Below are 17,569 nucleotides of genomic sequence, written 5' to 3'. Positions count from 1 at the left end.
AAAAAGGCTGCTAGATCTTTCTAAGCAGCCTTTTTATTATAATTTTCAACATATTTTTCACACATATTGTGACAAAAAAAGACAATTATTACAGGAATGTAACATTTTTTATAAAAACATTACACACATAGTGAAAATAATAGTATACTAGGACATACATACTGTTATTTTCATCATTTTTATACAAAAAATGTAATACATATATTTATACAAATTTTTCTGGGGGGAAATAAATGAAGAGAAGTAAAATACTAATCGGTTCCGCAATCGCTGGTGGCATATTACTTTGTGTAGGTGGTATTGGTGGATATCAATATGTATCCAAATTAAATAATCAACTAAATACAACTGCACTACCAAACACTACATTTGAAGGTATTTCTCTTGATGGAAAAAATAAAACAGATATTCAAGCTATTATTAGTCAAAAGGTGAATGAATTAGATCAAAAATTTCTTAACTACGTATTCCAAGATGATAAACAAACATATGTATGGAAAGATTTAGGTGTGGAGTATAATGAAAAAGAAATTACCGACACTATTTTTAAAGAACAAGAAGGCAATATGATTAATCGTTATAAAATGCGTAAACAAGCTGAAAATGGCGAATTAAAACGCGACTATAAATTAACATCAAAATTAAATACAACAACTTATGAAACCTTTATAAAGGATAAATATAATGAAACATTAAAAAATCCTGTCAACGCCGAATTAAGTGTTGAAGGTTCTACAGTAAATATTAGCCCAAGTCAAAATGGAGAAAAAATTGATAAAGGAAAATTAACCGATTTAACAAGCGCAGCTATTACTTCTGGCACATCCGATGTTGCATTACCAGTTACACTAATAAAACCTGAACGATCTACAGAAGATATACAAAAAATGGGGATTAAAGAAGTAATTGCTGAATACTCTACTCCAATGGCTGGTCGTAATGGAAATCAGTCTTATAACGTAAATAAATCAGCTAACACTTTAAGTGGAGTTATTGTAGCACCTGATGAAACATTTAGTTTTAATGGCCGTGTTGGCGTAACTGATGCTGCACATGGTTATAAATCCGCAGCAGTATTTTCACAAGGTAAAGTTATACAAAGTGCAGGCGGAGGTGTTTGCCAAGTCAGTAGTACTTTATATAGCGCAGCTTTAAGGGCAGATTTAGGAATTGTTTCTCGAAGCAATCATTCTATGCCCGTAAATTATTTACCACTTGGGCAAGATGCAGCAGTGGCAGATTATGGTCCGGATTTAAAATTTAAAAACAATACAGGTAATCATATTTATATTCAAGCATTTTCAAATGGAGGTAGTATTACTACACGTATTTTCGGTACAAATACTGGTAAAAATGTTGAAGTTTCTTCTCAAGTAATTAGTAATACTGGTGATAAAATTACAGCGGTTACGTATAAAAAAGTAACACAAAATGGTGAAGTAATATCAAATGGACAAATTTCAAAAAGCGTATATAAAAGTGCCCCAAAACAATGAGATAACATTAAACGGACAAATTTCAAAAAGCATATACAAAAAGGCGTGATCTACTCACGCCTTTTTCTTTTGCAATAATAGTAAAAAATCTCCAAGATGGTCTTGCGTTTCTTCTAAAGACCATATACGATTTCCTTGTCTTGCAGCTAATACGCACGCTTCTTCCCACGCGTTCTTTTTCTTCATATATAATAATTCATCTCGTAACTTCGTAACAGTTTCGTTTTCTTCTTGTTCTATAAATTCTTCCATTACACTAACTATTTCATTTTCATGAATACTTAACGTACAGTATGATTTTAAAAAGTATTGTAATGTTGGATACATATATACTCCCCCCTTTATTTATCTGATGGATAAGAAGTAATAATCTTAAATCCTAGATCTCCTGATTTATCTCTCGCTAAAACAGTAACAGTCTTTACTAGTTTATCTTTTACATTCATATTTTTCTTTATTACCGTTTTTCCAACTGGGAATGAATGAGTTGTATTCAATACAAGGCGAGCCTCTTTAGAGTTTTTTAACCAATCCTGAATTTCTTTATCATGTTGTTTTAAACTATCTTTCACAGCCTTTGTCGCTGTTTCCTTATCATAGTATGTACTTGCCGCTGAAACTTTATCTGTACTCAAACGTTTTTTCAGCTCTTCTTCTGTTTTTCCAACATGCCTTTCAATCGTATGACCATTTTTAGGTGGTCCTTCCATTTCATCTAAAATATTGTCACTAATTTTTTCTACTGATGTAGAATGATCCTCTTTTGGTTTTTCTGTTTTTTGTTCTTTTCCTGCACATCCACTTAAGATCAGCATTAGTGCCAATAAACTACTCAAAAAAAGACTATTTAGTCGTTTCATCGTATCACCTCTTCCATGATTATTATCGTAACTCCACTAAAAGTCAATTTCACAAAGAAAAAATGGATACAGTTTTAAAATCCCTCATTCATTTTTCTATATTTTCCAATCAACTTTCATCAAATCACTATTTTTCGCCCACCTCAAAATATACCCCCATGTCTTTATAATTATTTCCCGGATGAAAACACCAATCATAATACTCCATAAACCCTTTAAACATAGGGTTTATGGAGTATTTTTTAAACAAATTAAATATACCCCTACTTTTATATACCCAATACCTATATAAGGTATAAAAACCCGTTTCTATCAACTCTTTTCTACATTATGTAAATTTACCCTTGCCTATACAATAGAAATATGGTGTAATGCAAAAAAAGATAAAGGATTTTATACGATGGCAGAAACAATTCAAAACTTCTTAATAGACTATTATTCAATCGCAATTCCACTTAGTATCGTAATTAATATCATCATTAGTCTTTTAGGTTTTATCCCTAGCATCTTTTTAACCGCCATTAATATACAGCTCTTCGGTGTAACAAATGGCACAATCATTTCGATCGCAGGTGAAGCATTCGGAGCTATTATCTCGTTTTATATTTATCGCATAGGCCTTCAAAAGTTCACCCACGATAAAATAAATAAGTATCCAAAGGTAGAAAGGCTCCTTTACGTAGAAGGTAAAGAGGCCTTTCTACTCGTTCTATCTTTCCGTTTCATCCCTTTCATTCCATCAAGTATCGTTACTTTATTTGCAGCTCTAGGAAAAATGTCATTACTCTCCTTCAGTATCGCCAGCACAATAGGTAAAATACCGGCTTTATTGATCGAGGTATATTCTGCATATCATGTCATGAATGGGACGAATGAAGCGAAGTGGATTGTAACAATCGCAGGTTGCATTGGATTGTTTTATTTGTGGAAAAAATGGAGAAAAAAATAAAGAAGGAGCCTATGCTCCTTCTTTATTTTTGAGGTATTTTATTAATAACTATCTCTTAAAGTCTTAGTTTACACCAACAGCACTAAATGATTGCTTAACTGCTGTTACTTCAGCAGAGCTCGCACCATATAAATCAGCAGCAGCTTGTACTAAACCAGCACGAGCTTGACTAAATGTAGTAGATTGCGTGAAATATTGTGTATTTGCACGGTAGTAAATTGCACCTAATTTATCTTTTCCGATACCAGTTACAGTTACACCAGAATGCGTACCGCCATTTGCTAATAAATAAGCTTGTTTGTTAATAATGCCACTGTTTGTATGAACGCCACCGTTATCACTAGTACCAGTGTAACGCTTAGAATAATGGTCTGGGTCACCATATTTCGCTGGATCACTCATAGAGCGAAGCGCGTCTCCTGCTTTACCAGGTGTGTAAATATCTTCACCAATCTCCCAATCTGGATTACGATTATCATAATACTCTACTAATGTACCAAAAATATCAGAAACCGCTTCATTTAACGCTCCTGATTCATTTTGATAAATTAAATCCGAGCTATTTTCCGTAACAGCATGCGTTAATTCGTGACCAATTACATCTATTCCACCAGATAATGAAGTAAATGTTACACCATCACCATCTCCGTATACCATTTGTGAACCGTTCCAGAATGCATTGTTATACTTACTTCCGTAATGAACGGTTGATTTCAGTGGCGCTCCTGCATCATTAATAGAGTTTCGGTTAAATGTAGCTTTATAATAATCATATGTTCTACCAGCATAGTAATGAGCATCTACTGCTGCTGCATCATACGCTGCATTGAAAACATTATCTGCATCTGCCCATAACGTTCCTGGTAATGTCGAACGGTTTTTTGCATCATACGTGAAAATTGTTGCACCACGCGTATTATCTTGTAAATAATAAGATGACCCAGATAATGTTGTATTAAGCGACTTCGTATCTCCTAATACACCTTTACCAGTTCCTACTTTATTTGTTCCTGTTACAGGTTTTCCAGCTGCTTTCGCTTCCTGTTTAGGAGCATCTTGCTTAACTGGTGACTTATCATCATTCGTTACATGATCAATTTTATTATATTTATTTAACACTTTACCGCTGTCTGCTTCAATGAAATAGTAGTAGTTTCCTGGACTTGGATCTAAGAAGTTTAGATTTACAACGTATGCATATGTTGCTTCTTCACCATTTTGGTATACATATAATTCCGCTTTTGGTTCTACCTCATATTTCGGTGTTACACCTAAATCTTGTTGCGCGATTTCAATTGCTTTTGCGCCTTCAATCTTATTTTTGTTTTTTAACTTTTCCTTCTTGTCTAAATCAGGCGCAACTGTTCCAGACAGTACTTTTAAAGAACCATCTTTACTTACGTGAGCTACTTGAGTAGACCCCCATACAGGTACTCCCTCGTAAACTTGTTGCATACGTACTACTGTAGAATCAGTTACAGAGTCTTTTTTCACTTGTTTCACTTTGAAAGAATCTTGGGCACTCTTTTCTCCTAGCTTATAATCACCTTTTGCCGCGTTTAAGTAATCAAACACAACAGATTCCGCTTTCTTGCCAGTCGCTCCAGTTAGATCACCAGAAATAAATTCAGGTGACTGCACCGTTTCATTGTACTTCTTCGTAGAGAGTACATTTTTAGAATCCGCAAACGCAGAGCCTGTCCCTCCAAATGTTGTAACTGCCATTCCTGTCGCTAACACTAACGCTAAACTCTTCCTTTTCATATAACCTTCCCCCTAATAAAAAATTTTTGAAAAAGAGTAGTTTTATCGTAGCACTATGTTTTCACTATTAATATACTAAAAATTCAAATAATTATTTTCTCAAGTTTTGTAGAATTTTGATGAACAAATGTTGAAAAAACCCCTTTCCGATTGGAAAGGGGTTTTTATTAAGAGTTTACCACTTCAACTACATTCTCTCCTTGACCATAGATATCCGATGTCCAAGCATATTGAGGTTCCAATACCACTAATACAGCTATCAAAGCCAAAGCACCAATAATTATTTTCTTCATATTATTTTCCTCCCTTTTCTTCTAATAAATTAATTGCTAATTTATAATAGTTATTACTTTCTCGAAACTCTAATAATTCTTCATGATACCCCGCTAGTTCTAAATACACCATTTTTAATTCCTTTTTATTCTCTTCACCTCTAAAAAATGGGATCGCCTCAACTTCTAAAAATTTTCTATAAACATCTTTAGTTTCAAAGTATTTATGCTTAAGCACTAAAAGTATATATAGCATACTTCTATACTTTTCATCCCTCTTCGCGACATCTATCCCTTTACTGATCCACTCTTTTGCTTCTTCAAATTCTTTTAATTCAATACACTGTAAAGCAATCTCATATACTGCATCAATATAATTTAAATCCTCTTCCGTCTTATACTGTAAGCATTGCAAATAATAATCTTTAGCCTTTGCATAATCTTTTAAGTTATAGTACAAAAATCCTAAGTTATTTAAAGCAATAGCTGTTATGCTTTCTTTATCAGCAAAAGAATTTGCCTCTCTCAAAATATTATTATAAATAGAAAGCGCTTCATTATATTGCTTCTTCTGTATATAACTCAACGCAATAAGCAATTGACAATTTATTACATATCGAAACTTATATTCATTCTTAAATCCTTCCATTGCTACATTAGCAAAATGTAAAGTCATATGTTCAACTTCTAATTCATTGTAAACAAGAGCTAAATTGAAATATATTCCATTTTCGTGATACCCTTGCTCCTTCGCCATTACTTCTGTTCGAGCCAAGTACTCCAATGCCGTCTTATATTTATGTTGTAAGAAATAATATAATCCTTTGCTATACGTATATAATAATTTCTGGAATGGTGAATACTTTTTATACATCTTCTTTAAGCTCTCTAATTCTTCTTCAACAGCAGGAAAATCCCTTTTCATAATTAAATACCGCGTATACAGTAACTTATAATAATTTATAATTTCAAAATCTAAAACATGCTTCATTTCACCTTGTAACTCTTCATATATGCGTTCTACCTGTTGCTTGTCCAAATGGATTAATGCATTCAACCACTCATCCAACTTCACTTTCACATCTTCTTCTACATCTCTCAAATCCGTCACGGCAATTTCTAGTCTTGTGCAGAGCAATTGTAGAATTTCTTCTGATGCTTCAATCTTTCCATTTTCGATCTTACTTAAGTATGAGACAGAACAAATGCCCTGACATAATTCTTCTTGTGTCATTTTTTGCTGTAGCCGTTTGTAAAAGACTTGTTTGCCTATTTTTTCTAATGTTTGTTGCATTGTCCTCCTCCATTCTCATTACCCCCATTACTCTAATAATACATAAAATCTAGAGAAATATAAATTGATAAATGTAAATTTTCTAAAAAATATGCATTATTTCATTTTTTTCTCTCTTGACTTCAATCCCTATTACTTCTTTGCTACGGAGGGGGAAAAATTGGTATACTATAACCAAATTACGGAGGTGTTTTCGCAATGAATCATTATAAAGACGATAGTTACGCCTTACATACAGATTTATATCAAATCAACATGGCTTATACATATTGGAAAGATGGTATTCATACTCGCCGTTCTGTTTTTGATCTATACTTTCGAAAGCTTCCGTTTGAAAACGGCTATGCTGTTTTTGCTGGTCTTGAAAAAATTGTAGAGTACATAGAAAATTTCAGCTTTACCGAAAGTGACATCGCTTATTTAGCAGAGCTGCAATTTGAAGAAGACTTCCTTCATTATTTACAAAACATGAAATTTACTGGCACGATTCGTAGTATGCAAGAAGGTGAAGTTGTTTTTAATAATGAGCCTTTATTACGTGTTGATGCACCACTTGGCGAGGCACAAATAATTGAAACCGCCCTCTTAAATATTGTAAATTACCAAACATTAATTGCTACAAAAGCTGCACGTATGAAGCACGCTGCAAATAACGATGAACTTTTAGAGTTTGGTACAAGGCGTGCTCATGAGTTTGATGCTGCTCTTTGGGGCACACGCGCTGCTTTCATTGGCGGTTTTTCTTCTACAAGTAACGTTCGGGCAGGGAAACGTTTTGGCATCCCTGTAGCTGGCACACATGCCCACTCTTTCGTTCAAGCATATCGTGATGAATATGTTGCGTTTAAAAAATATGCTAAAACACATAAAAAATGTGTATTTCTCGTCGATACATACGACACTTTAAAATCTGGTGTTCCAAATGCGATTCGTGTTGCAAAAGAGTTCGGGGATCGTATCGATTTTTATGGCATTCGCCTGGATAGTGGTGATATGGCATATTTATCAAAGGAAGCAAGAAAACAACTTGATGAAGCTGGATTTACAAACACAAAAATTATCGCTTCTAGCGATTTAGATGAATATACGATTATGCACTTGAAATCTCAAGGGGCAAAAATTGATGTATGGGGTGTTGGCACAAAGCTGATTACATCCTTTGAGCAGCCAGCATTAGGTGCTGTCTATAAACTAGTTGCTATTGAAGATACCGACGGAAAATTAAATGATACGATTAAAATTTCATCTAACCCAGAAAAGATTACTACTCCAGGACTTAAACGAATTTATCGCATTATCAATCGAGTTAACAATCATGCAGAAGGCGATTATATTGCATTAGATGCTGAAGAACCAGGAACAGAAGAACGTTTAAAAATGTTCCATCCTGTTCATACATATATAAGTAAATTCGTAACAAACTTTGAAGCACGCGAACTACATCAAGATATTTTCGTTAACGGTAAAAGAACGTATGAGTTACCCAATATATTTGATATCCAAAAATATAACGAACGCAGCCTCTCACTATTTTGGGAAGAATATATGCGAACTTTAAATCCTGAAGAGTACCCTGTAGATTTAAGCCAAGAATGTTGGGATCATAAAATGAATTACATTCAAACTGTTCGAGAAAAGGTTGCGAAAAATATACAAAAATAAACAGAGAAGTTTCTCCTTCTCTGTTTTTTTCAATGCTTTACATATATGAGTTGAAAATATATTAACATAATGATAAGAATGTTGTTTATAAATCTTTCACTCTCAGTACACGCATTGCATTTAAAACTGCAAGTAGTGTCACACCAACATCTGAGAAGACTGCTTCCCACATTGTTGCAATACCAAAGGCGCCGAGTAATAACACTAACCCTTTTACCCCTAATGCAAATATAATATTTTGCCATACGATGCTACGTGTACGTTTTGCAATTTTTACTGCCGTTGCAATTTTTGAAGGCTCATCAGTCATAATAACGATATCAGCAGCTTCAATTGCTGCATCTGATCCTAAGCCACCCATCGCAATACCAACGTCTGCTCGCGCTAATACTGGTGTATCATTAATACCATCACCGACGAATGCAATCTTTTCTTTACCGCGTTTTGCTGCATCAATTTTTTCGATTTCTTCTACTTTTTGGTGTGGTAATAATTCGGCATGAACTTCATCTAAACCTAATTCTTTACCAACAACTTCACCAACTGATTTTGCATCACCGGTTAACATGACTGTCTTCTTAATACCTAGTTCTTTTAACTTTTGAATTGCTTGTTTTGAATCCTCTTTTACCTCATCAGAGATAACAATATAACCCGCATATTTACCATCTACAGCAACATGAACTAGTGTACCTACTGTATTTGGTTGCTTAAATGTAATGTTTTCTTTTCTCATTAATTTAGCATTACCTGCGAAAATTTCTTTTCCTTGTACTTTTACAACCGTACCATGACCAGAAATTTCACTATAGTCTTCAATAGCATTTTCATCGATTGATTCTCCATATGCATTTCGAATAGATTGTGCAATCGGATGATTAGAATATACTTCTGCAAATGCTGCATATTCTAATAACTCTTCAGCTGTAATACCTTCACTAGGCTCCATCTTCGTAACTTTAAAGACACCTTTTGTTAATGTACCTGTTTTATCAAAGACGATATATTTCACATCATTCAATGCTTCTAAATAGTTACTTCCTTTTACTAAAATCCCACTTTTAGATGCACCACCGATACCTCCAAAGAATCCAAGAGGAATAGATACAACGAGCGCACATGGACAAGAGATAACTAAGAATACTAACGCTCTATAAATCCACTCAGAGAATGTAGCACCTTCTAAAATAAGTGGTGGAATAAACGCCATAATCGCCGCTGTAATAACTACAACAGGAGTATAGTAGCGCGCAAATTTCGTAATAAAGTTTTCTGTCGGTGCTTTTTTGCTACTTGCATTTTGTACTAAATCTAAAATTTTTGATACAGTAGATTCACCGAATTCTTTTGTAACTTCTACTGTTAATACACCATTTTGGTTCACAAAACCACTTAATACATCATTTCCGACTTCTACTTCACGTGGTACAGATTCACCTGTTAGTGCTGAAGTATCCATCATCGATGTTCCCTCGACTACTTTTCCGTCTAATGGTACTTTCTCACCTGGTTTTACGATAATATAATCACCGATTTGCACATCTTCTGGTGATACTTGTTTCGTTTCATTTCCAACTTTCACATTCGCATAATCAGGACGAATATCCATTAATGAAGTAATAGATTTTCGAGAGCGATTTACCGCAATACTTTGGAATAGTTCCCCTACTTGATAAAATAGCATAACTGCAACAGCTTCTGAATATTGTTGAATTGCAAAAGCTCCTACAGTTGCAATTGCCATTAAAAAGTTTTCATCGAACACTTGGCCGCGAGTTATGTTTCTTACCGCTCTCCAAACAATATCTCCACCAATTAATAAATACGCAAGGACGAATAATAGAATTGTTATCATTTGCGGTAATCCGGCTAGCGCAGCAATTCCTGTCAAAATTCCACCGACTACTAACCGTCCTATCATCTTTTTCACATTTCCATCGCCATGATCATGACTGTGCCCGTGTCCAGTTTTCTCTTCACGAACAACTTTTACATCTGGCTCTAACTTTTGAACTACATTTTTTATGTCTTCTATAGTCGCTTCTACTTCTCTTTTATTCGCAACTTCTACTCGTAATTTCTTTGATACGAAATCAACAGTCGCTTCTGAAACTGTTGGCATTTCCTTTACTTTATTTTCAATCTTCATTGCACAATTTGCGCAATCTAAACCTTCTAATATAAATACTTCTTTTATTGATTTTGTTTTTTGTTCTTCTTGCACTTTAATATGCGGTTCTAATTTTGTAACGAGTTGTTTTGCTTCCGTAACAACTTCGTTTTCTTTATTTTGCGGTGTTTCTAAAAGCATCGTTTTTGTTGCGAAGTTTACAGAGCAAGACGTTACTCCTTCTATATTCCCAACACCTTTTTCAATTTTCATTGCACAATTTGCACAATCTAAACCTTCTAGCATAAGTTTCTTTTTCACTAATGCTTCTGCCATCATTCTCCCTCCTCGCGTTTTTATTCTTCCTCATTCACGTGTTCAAACGCTTGCTCGAAGATATGAATTACGTGTTGATCAGCTAATGAATAATAAACTACCTTTCCTTCTTTACGGTTCTTTACAAGCTTTGCTTGCTTTAATACACGAAGCTGATGTGAGATTGAAGATTGCGTCATTCCTAATAAATAAGCTAAATCACAAACACACATTTCAGCTTCAAATAATGCATGTAATATTCTCGTACGTGTACGGTCACCTAATACTTTAAATAATTCTGCTACTTTACTTAAACTTTCATCAGTCGGAATTGTTTGTTTTACTTGATCCACGATTTCCTCGTGAATTACCGTTTGAGAACATGCTTCCTGTTGCATTTCTACTTTATTTTCAGCCATCACAGCTCACCTCTTCATTTGAACATATGAACAATCATTCATACGTCTTATACCTTTATTATATGAGCGTCTATTCATATGTGTCAATGAAATCTGATACATTTTTTTCGAATATTTCGTTCACAGTTTAAAAAGACGTACACATATTTTTCGCATCCATTATATTCTCATACAAAAAAGGATGTACAATTTGCACACCCTTTTTACTTACTTTTCATTTTTTATCGCATCCACAATTAAAGAGACAAACCCTAACTTATTATCCTGATTTCTATGGTCAAAACGTTTCGATCGATAAATAAACCCATCTTTCTCATTCCAATCATTATAATGAAACTCGCCATTCTCATCACAATATTCTAAGATTCTCACTTGAAAACCTGCTGATTCAAACATGGACGTGATCGTTTTATAGTTATGAACAATTTTATGACTAGCGGCCGGATGATCTAATGGGCCTGGCCCACCTACTTGTACACCTCGTTGATATTCTTCATCTAGAAAATACGCATCAGGGACTGCACAGCGAATGTATCCACCATCTTTTAAAAACTCGTAGCAAATCTTTGCTGCTTCGATTCCTTCTTCGTACGATAAATGCTCCCATACACGCTCCGCTAAAATTACTGATAAAGAATTAGATTGAAATTTATCAAGCCATGTTTCTCTTCGTAATAAATTTAATTCTTCTTCATTCGTATGTAACCAACCAGGGTTATTATTATAACCCTCTGCTCCAACAACCACTTTCGTTTCTTGCAATTTGCTCCCGCTCCTTTTTTCATATTCCGATCATAAAAATTCGACAAAATAACAATCATTTCCTTTTTCCGCCAAAAGAAAAAGCCTTGCGCGCTCCCTAGACGCACAAGGCTTACTAACTTTATATCCCTTTAATTAGCTTCTTCTAAATTATCCTGCGAACTTCCATCGTCTTTTAAATGACTATGTTTTTTCGAATAAACAAAGTATACAACTACTCCAATTGCTAACCAAATACCGAAGTATATCCATGTTGTTAATGGTAAATTTACCATTAAGAATAGACAACATACAACTGAGATAATCGGTAAGGTTGGTACAAGTGGTACCATAAATCCACGTTGTAATTTCGGATGCGTTTTACGAAGAATGATAACAGTTACACCCACCATAGCGAATGTTAATAATGCTCCAATATTCGCTAAATTCGACAATTCTTTTAAATCGATAAATCCAGCAATTAAAGCACTACCAATTCCTGTTAACCAAACTGAAAATGTTGGTGCTTCAGTCTTCTTGTTAATTTTCGCAAAAGATTTTGGCAATAAACCGTCACGGCTCATTGCGAAGAATACACGTGTTGTCGCATAAATATAAGCGAAAATTACAGCCATAATACCAATTACAGCTCCAATTGCGATTACACCAGCTACTTTATCTTGTCCTACAACTTCTAACACATATGCCATAGCTTCTGGTACATCTAGCTCTTTATAAGAAACCATACCTGTCATAACGAGACAAACTACAACATAAATGATTGTACAAATAACTAACGAAGCAATAATACCAATCGGTAAATCACGTTGCGGATTTTTTACTTCTTCAGCAGAAGTTGCTAATGCATCAAATCCTAAGAAAGCAAAGAATACTGCTGCTCCCCCCGCGAACACTCCACTTAAACCGTACGGTGCAAATGGTATCCAGTTTTCTGGTTTCACGTAGAATACACCAACTGCAATGAATAAAACAACAATACCAATTTTAATTAATACCATTATGTTATTCACACGCTTACTTTCTTTCGTACCTCGGGATAACAACCAAGTTATCACTAACGTAACGATAACCGCTGGCAAGTTCACCATACCACCCTGCGCTGGAATCGTTAACAATGCTTTTGGAATTTCAATTCCTAATCCACTCACTAAGTTATTGAAATAACCTGTCCATCCACCAGCTACCGCGGCAGTTGTTACGACATATACGGATAACAATGTCCATCCCATTAAATGGGCAACAAACTCACCAATTGTCGCATATGAGTATGTGTACACACTACCTGAAACAGGAAGTGTAGATGCAACCTCTGCATAACACAAAGCTGCAAACCCACAAACAATTGCTGCAATCATGAATGAAAAAATAACTGCCGGACCAGCATCTCTTGCTGCTACTAATCCAGTTAATACTAGAACTCCTGTACCAATTATCGCACCAATCCCTAGCATTGTTAGGTCAAATGCCCCTAGCGTTTTCGTCAAAGTTTTACTTTTACTTTCCCCTAACAATTGCGTAACGGATTTCTTTTTGAATAGGTTGGCCACGATGAATGCCCCCTTTACCAATAAGAGCTAAGAGGTATTATCTCTTAGCTCTTATCATGTTGTTTTATATATTGTTCGATTTTGTTTTGTATAATGCTTCTATTAGCAAGATACTGTTTCTGCTTCTAATAATTCTTTTGCACCTTTGTACTCTACACCGTGAGCTTCTGCAACTGCTTCGAATGTTACATAGCCATCTAATGTATTGATACCTTTTAATAATGCAGTATTGCCTAGGCAAGCTTCTTTGTAGCCTTTGTTAGCAATTTGTACTGCATATGGTACTGTTACGTTTGTTAATGCAAGAGTTGATGTACGTGGAACCGCACCTGGCATGTTTGCAACTGCATAATGAACAACGCCGTGTTTTTCGTAAGTTGGGTTATCATGAGTTGTAATACGGTCAGTTGTTTCGAAAATACCACCTTGGTCAATCGCGATATCAACAACAACAGAACCTGGTTCCATTGATTTAATCATTTCTTCTGTTACAAGTTTTGGCGCTTTTGCACCTGGAATTAATACTGCACCGATTACAAGATCAGACTCTTTAACAGCTTCTGCAATATTGTAAGGATTAGACATTAAAGTTTTTACTTGGTTTCCGAAAATGTCATCTAATTGACGAAGACGTTCTGCACTTAAGTCGATGATTGTTACATCCGCACCTAATCCAACTGCAATTTTAGCAGCATTTGTACCAGCTTGTCCACCACCGATAATTGTTACTTTACCACGCTTAACTCCTGGAACACCTGCAAGTAAGATACCTTTACCGCCTTTGTTTTTCTCAAGGAATTGCGCACCGATTTGTGCAGCCATACGACCAGCTACTTCACTCATAGGTGCAAGTAATGGTAATGAACGGTTTTCTAATTGTACTGTTTCATATGCGATAGCGACAACTTTCTTTTCAATTAACGCTTTTGTTAATTCTGGTTCTGGAGCTAAGTGTAAGTATGTGAATAAGATTAAACCTTCACTGAAGTGTTTGTATTCGCTTTCAACTGGTTCCTTAACTTTCATAACCATTTCCATGTTCCAAGCTTCTTCAGCTGTATCAACAATTTTCGCTCCTGCTTCAACATACTGAGCATCTGTGAAACCAGATCCTACACCTGCATCCTTTTGAATGAATACTTCGTGATTGTTACGAACTAAATGTACAACACCTGCTGGTGTCATTGCCACACGGTTTTCGTTGTTTTTAATTTCTGCTGGTACCCCAATACGCATAATGAAATGCCCCCTTATAATTAACAGAAAAAAGGAATTCTTTTTTCTTTTTGTAATAATTAATAACTTATGTCCTTATTCTAGCATAACTTAAAAGTTATGAAAACGCTAACATACTATTTTTTTAAAGTTTATATATTTAGAATAGTGTAAATATATAAAACATTGATTCTATTGGGTTATCCGTACCACTTCATCATCTATCACTCTATTTCTATTATATGCATTCAAAACGCATAGTTATTATTTATTATTTGACAATAACGTAACAATGCAAAAAAACTAAGTAGTTACGTATACATATACACTTATTACTTTGTACAATACTTTAGAAATATATTCTTTTCATAAAAAAACAGCTACTAGCATTTAGCCAGCAGCTGGGTAACTTATAAATAATTTTGAAAACAAGTCTTCTGTCGTTTCTGTAATTTTATCAAATATATCGCTTTCTTCAGCTTCTTGTTCTTTTAACATCTTAATTGTTTCACGTGCGTCTTCAGGATAATCGGTAATGATACCATCTACGTTTAACTTATAATATGCCTTTAAACTTTCCATATCATTTACTGTCCATACGTAAATTGGTTTGTTTAACTTCCTTGCTTCTTTTACTAATTTCTTATTTAACATATATTCTTCTGCTACGTAGAAGTCAGCCTTCACATTCTTTAAGTTAGCTCTACTTGCATACAATATATACCCTACTTTTATATCTGGATTCGCACGCTTAAACTCTTTAATAAGCGGATAGTGTAACGTTTGAATTACACATTGCTTCTCAAATTCATTATCTTTAATTGTTTTTAATACTTTATTTACGAAGTCCTTCTCATTACCGTGAAGCTTCACTTCTATATTGAGTTTTATTTTATTTTTTGAAAGCTTAATAATCTCATCTAATGTACTAATTTCTCCTGTGAGCCCATCTTGACTAAGAGTAAGCTTTCTTAACTCGTCCATCGTCAAATCTGATACATGCACATTCGCATTCGCAAGACGTTTCAACTTCAAATCATGTATGACTGCTAGTTCGCCATCTTTTGTTTGCAAGACATCTATTTCAGCATAGTCTGCTTTTGCATCAATGGCACCTTGCACTGCTTCTTTCGTATTCTCTACACCTTTTGATATATATCCACGGTGCGCCATAATAATTGGTTCTTTATATGTGTTTGAAATAAAGGTCACAATGAAGGCAACGACCATTCCAGCAGTAATAATTCCTACTATATATACACCGATAAATTTCCAACGGTGTTTTTTAAAGAAGCATTTATCTGCTTTCGATTTTGAATAATCTAACCCTTCTTCTAGTAAAACATCTTCGACTGGAACCTTTTGTAAATACAATCGCGTAATCGCCATAATATAAAACGGTGTCACGATAAAACTAAATAAATACAATGTACTCGTTAAAAATACAGAGATTGTTGATTCAGCTAATAATGCAAATGTTCCTTGCGGATTCGTAAACTCATAAACGCCCCATAGACACAATAAATATATTCCAAAAAATACAATATACACGATCCCTATCGAAATAAAAAATCCTACTAAAAAGAACAATACTTTAAAAAAGCTTTCTTTTACTAAAACTGCACTTTTACGTGCTGCCATGCGAAATGACTTTTGCTCTAATACAACAATAGGTAGGACAAAAATCCAACGAAGGTTCAAATACGCAACTACAGCAAAGAACGTGTAATAACCCACTTGTCCCATCGTTGTCTTAAACAGTTCTCCTGTAATAAAGTTAGGAATTTGAATTTGCGGGATTAATGCTGTTTCATACCCCATATTTAAAAGAGGTAACAATACGACAGCATATAAAATAAATCCTGGTAAGCAATATGTGAAAAGAGTAGGTAAATACGTTACCGTTTTATATAAAATCGGACGTAATTTCACCTTTTGTCTTTTATGAGCGAAATACGAAATAATAATAAGTACCGCAAATTCCGTAAAAATAAGAAACAGTGCTAACAATGACAAAATTACGATTGCCAAGATGCCGTATGGTGTCTTTAAAAACGCTAATAATTCATCGTTCGTTGCATTTGCATAACCACCAAAATACAATAACTTATTAAAAATGATCCCAAATAGCGGGACAAATACGATCGCTGCTAATAATTTATAAGCAAGTTGAAAGGTTAATACATTCCAAAAAGCAAATCTAACGGTTTGAAAGGAATGTCCCATTACTCCTGGTATAGATAGTTTTTTACGGTGTTGCATATATTCCTCCAAATTCTAAAACGGTATTTGAGATGGATTCCACATTTCCAGTTCCAATCCATCTTTTTAATAATAATATATTCCGCTTAACATGAACACTCTTATACATACAACGAAAAAAGTGATGGTTACTTCCCATCACTTTTTTCATTTCCTCTATTTTTTCTCTAACCCTTGTCCAAATGCTTTTAAGAAACTAAAACCAAATGTAATCGCCCTGTTGATATCTGGATCTTTTAATACTTTAAAGAAATCCATCACTTTTGTTTTTTTTCCGTTTTTCAGCTCATCCGTTGCAAATTGTAATCCAGTGACTAAACTAGATGTTATTTGTTTCGTTATTTCTGGGTCCACTGAAGATAATGCCTCTCCTGCCCCCATCATATTGTTTAATGCGTTTTTTACTGGTTCACGATTTAATTGTTCAACAGCTATTTTGGAAACATCTTCTTTTGCAGCAAGTAAACTAATTGCTGCATCTAAAATTCCAGCTTTTTGCAACTGCGCTAATAGCTGCATCGTCTCTTCTACTGCTTCTCTATTTTCAGCTAGATCATTTAACAGTTCATCTGTTACTTGCTGTTTTTTTTCTTCTTCTGTTACAATCTTCTTTTTAATTAAAGTAATCTCTTTTGCCATTAT

Annotated in this window: 16 protein-coding genes; 3 read left to right on the top strand and 13 right to left on the bottom strand. The window is 34.5% G+C overall.

Annotation, left to right across the window (positions count from 1 at the left end):
* Positions 1-233 precede the first annotated feature (233 nt).
* Positions 234-1,496 carry a VanW family protein gene (locus QUF93_RS05435; RefSeq protein WP_289358075.1) on the top strand — a complete coding sequence of 421 codons (1,263 nt, stop codon included), beginning with the start codon at positions 234-236 and terminating at the stop codon, positions 1,494-1,496.
* A gap of 54 nt (positions 1,497-1,550) precedes the next feature.
* On the opposite strand, the gene QUF93_RS05430 is transcribed toward QUF93_RS05435, so the two are convergent.
* The gene (locus QUF93_RS05430; RefSeq protein ID WP_289358074.1) at positions 1,551-1,823 is read right to left on the bottom strand and encodes a hypothetical protein; all 273 of its coding nucleotides are present in this window, start codon (positions 1,821-1,823) and stop codon (positions 1,551-1,553) included.
* Between the two features lie 14 nt (positions 1,824-1,837).
* Positions 1,838-2,356, bottom strand: a complete 519-nt coding sequence (locus QUF93_RS05425) for an RNase A-like domain-containing lipoprotein (RefSeq protein WP_002116074.1) — start codon at positions 2,354-2,356, stop codon at positions 1,838-1,840.
* Between the two features lie 400 nt (positions 2,357-2,756).
* On the opposite strand from QUF93_RS05425, the gene QUF93_RS05420 reads away from it, so the two are divergent.
* Positions 2,757-3,305, top strand: a complete 549-nt coding sequence (locus QUF93_RS05420; protein ID WP_289358073.1) for a TVP38/TMEM64 family protein — start codon at positions 2,757-2,759, stop codon at positions 3,303-3,305.
* Between the two features lie 63 nt (positions 3,306-3,368).
* On the opposite strand, the gene QUF93_RS05415 is transcribed toward QUF93_RS05420, so the two are convergent.
* The 3 genes from QUF93_RS05415 to QUF93_RS05405 form a co-directional block, all read right to left on the bottom strand.
* Positions 3,369-5,069 (bottom strand): M4 family metallopeptidase, encoded by a 1,701-nt coding sequence (locus QUF93_RS05415; RefSeq protein ID WP_289358072.1) that lies wholly within the window; start codon positions 5,067-5,069, stop codon positions 3,369-3,371.
* Between the two features lie 167 nt (positions 5,070-5,236).
* Positions 5,237-5,362, bottom strand: a complete 126-nt coding sequence (locus QUF93_RS05410; protein WP_000720171.1) for an NprX family peptide pheromone — start codon at positions 5,360-5,362, stop codon at positions 5,237-5,239.
* Between the two features lies 1 nt (position 5,363).
* Complete coding sequence (locus QUF93_RS05405) at positions 5,364-6,635, bottom strand: tetratricopeptide repeat protein (RefSeq protein ID WP_289358071.1); 1,272 nt, start codon at positions 6,633-6,635, stop codon at positions 5,364-5,366.
* Positions 6,636-6,833: 198 nt separating this feature from the next.
* Between QUF93_RS05405 and QUF93_RS05400 the strand changes: the two genes are divergently transcribed.
* On the top strand, positions 6,834-8,297 hold the full coding sequence (locus tag QUF93_RS05400) for a nicotinate phosphoribosyltransferase (RefSeq protein WP_289358070.1): 1,464 nt from the start codon (positions 6,834-6,836) through the stop codon (positions 8,295-8,297).
* A gap of 85 nt (positions 8,298-8,382) precedes the next feature.
* Here QUF93_RS05400 and QUF93_RS05395 read toward each other — a convergent pair whose 3' ends face one another.
* The 8 genes from QUF93_RS05395 to QUF93_RS05360 all read right to left on the bottom strand — a co-directional run bounded on the left by QUF93_RS05395 (position 8,383) and on the right by QUF93_RS05360 (position 17,566).
* Positions 8,383-10,743: a heavy metal translocating P-type ATPase gene (locus QUF93_RS05395; protein WP_289358069.1), complete on the bottom strand. Its 2,361-nt coding sequence runs from the start codon at positions 10,741-10,743 to the stop codon at positions 8,383-8,385.
* Between the two features lie 20 nt (positions 10,744-10,763).
* Positions 10,764-11,141, bottom strand: coding sequence for an ArsR/SmtB family transcription factor (locus QUF93_RS05390; protein WP_098766476.1), 378 nt, complete (start codon positions 11,139-11,141; stop codon positions 10,764-10,766).
* A 207-nt stretch (positions 11,142-11,348) separates the two neighbouring features.
* On the bottom strand, positions 11,349-11,903 hold the full coding sequence (locus tag QUF93_RS05385; protein WP_289358068.1) for a class I SAM-dependent methyltransferase: 555 nt from the start codon (positions 11,901-11,903) through the stop codon (positions 11,349-11,351).
* A 131-nt stretch (positions 11,904-12,034) separates the two neighbouring features.
* Positions 12,035-13,450 carry an amino acid permease gene (locus QUF93_RS05380; RefSeq protein ID WP_002116059.1) on the bottom strand — a complete coding sequence of 472 codons (1,416 nt, stop codon included), beginning with the start codon at positions 13,448-13,450 and terminating at the stop codon, positions 12,035-12,037.
* Positions 13,451-13,552: 102 nt separating this feature from the next.
* A complete protein-coding gene (gene ald / locus QUF93_RS05375) occupies positions 13,553-14,686 on the bottom strand; it encodes an alanine dehydrogenase (protein ID WP_002116056.1) in 1,134 nt (377 codons plus the stop codon).
* A 369-nt stretch (positions 14,687-15,055) separates the two neighbouring features.
* Positions 15,056-16,927 carry a glycerophosphodiester phosphodiesterase gene (locus QUF93_RS05370; RefSeq protein WP_289358067.1) on the bottom strand — a complete coding sequence of 624 codons (1,872 nt, stop codon included), beginning with the start codon at positions 16,925-16,927 and terminating at the stop codon, positions 15,056-15,058.
* A complete protein-coding gene (locus QUF93_RS05365; protein WP_265340972.1) occupies positions 16,914-17,036 on the bottom strand; it encodes a hypothetical protein in 123 nt (40 codons plus the stop codon). Before QUF93_RS05365 ends, QUF93_RS05370 begins: the two co-directional genes overlap by 14 nt.
* A gap of 47 nt (positions 17,037-17,083) precedes the next feature.
* Complete coding sequence (locus QUF93_RS05360; protein ID WP_002010449.1) at positions 17,084-17,566, bottom strand: helical membrane plugin domain-containing protein; 483 nt, start codon at positions 17,564-17,566, stop codon at positions 17,084-17,086.
* Between the last annotated feature and the right edge of the window lie 3 nt (positions 17,567-17,569).

Source organism: Bacillus hominis (assembly GCF_030348325.1).
Lineage (GTDB): Bacteria > Bacillota > Bacilli > Bacillales > Bacillaceae_G > Bacillus_A > Bacillus_A hominis.
Note: the sequence above shows the minus strand (reverse complement) of the source record. Positions and strands in the feature narration are given on the sequence as shown.

What these genes read in the sequence shown, in the direction of transcription:
- QUF93_RS05360 (WP_002010449.1), bottom strand. Translation starts at nt 17,566, where the DNA reads ATGGCAAAAGAGATTACTTTAATTAAAAAGAAGATTGTAACAGAAGAA.
- ald (WP_002116056.1), bottom strand. Translation starts at nt 14,686, where the DNA reads ATGCGTATTGGGGTACCAGCAGAAATTAAAAACAACGAAAACCGTGTG.
- QUF93_RS05405 (WP_289358071.1), bottom strand. Translation starts at nt 6,635, where the DNA reads ATGCAACAAACATTAGAAAAAATAGGCAAACAAGTCTTTTACAAACGG.
- QUF93_RS05430 (WP_289358074.1), bottom strand. Translation starts at nt 1,823, where the DNA reads ATGTATCCAACATTACAATACTTTTTAAAATCATACTGTACGTTAAGT.
- QUF93_RS05425 (WP_002116074.1), bottom strand. Translation starts at nt 2,356, where the DNA reads ATGAAACGACTAAATAGTCTTTTTTTGAGTAGTTTATTGGCACTAATG.
- QUF93_RS05365 (WP_265340972.1), bottom strand. Translation starts at nt 17,036, where the DNA reads ATGTATAAGAGTGTTCATGTTAAGCGGAATATATTATTATTAAAAAGA.
- QUF93_RS05420 (WP_289358073.1), top strand. Translation starts at nt 2,757, where the DNA reads ATGGCAGAAACAATTCAAAACTTCTTAATAGACTATTATTCAATCGCA.
- QUF93_RS05390 (WP_098766476.1), bottom strand. Translation starts at nt 11,141, where the DNA reads ATGGCTGAAAATAAAGTAGAAATGCAACAGGAAGCATGTTCTCAAACG.
- QUF93_RS05410 (WP_000720171.1), bottom strand. Translation starts at nt 5,362, where the DNA reads ATGAAGAAAATAATTATTGGTGCTTTGGCTTTGATAGCTGTATTAGTG.
- QUF93_RS05370 (WP_289358067.1), bottom strand. Translation starts at nt 16,927, where the DNA reads ATGCAACACCGTAAAAAACTATCTATACCAGGAGTAATGGGACATTCC.
- QUF93_RS05435 (WP_289358075.1), top strand. Translation starts at nt 234, where the DNA reads ATGAAGAGAAGTAAAATACTAATCGGTTCCGCAATCGCTGGTGGCATA.
- QUF93_RS05400 (WP_289358070.1), top strand. Translation starts at nt 6,834, where the DNA reads ATGAATCATTATAAAGACGATAGTTACGCCTTACATACAGATTTATAT.
- QUF93_RS05395 (WP_289358069.1), bottom strand. Translation starts at nt 10,743, where the DNA reads ATGGCAGAAGCATTAGTGAAAAAGAAACTTATGCTAGAAGGTTTAGAT.
- QUF93_RS05415 (WP_289358072.1), bottom strand. Translation starts at nt 5,069, where the DNA reads ATGAAAAGGAAGAGTTTAGCGTTAGTGTTAGCGACAGGAATGGCAGTT.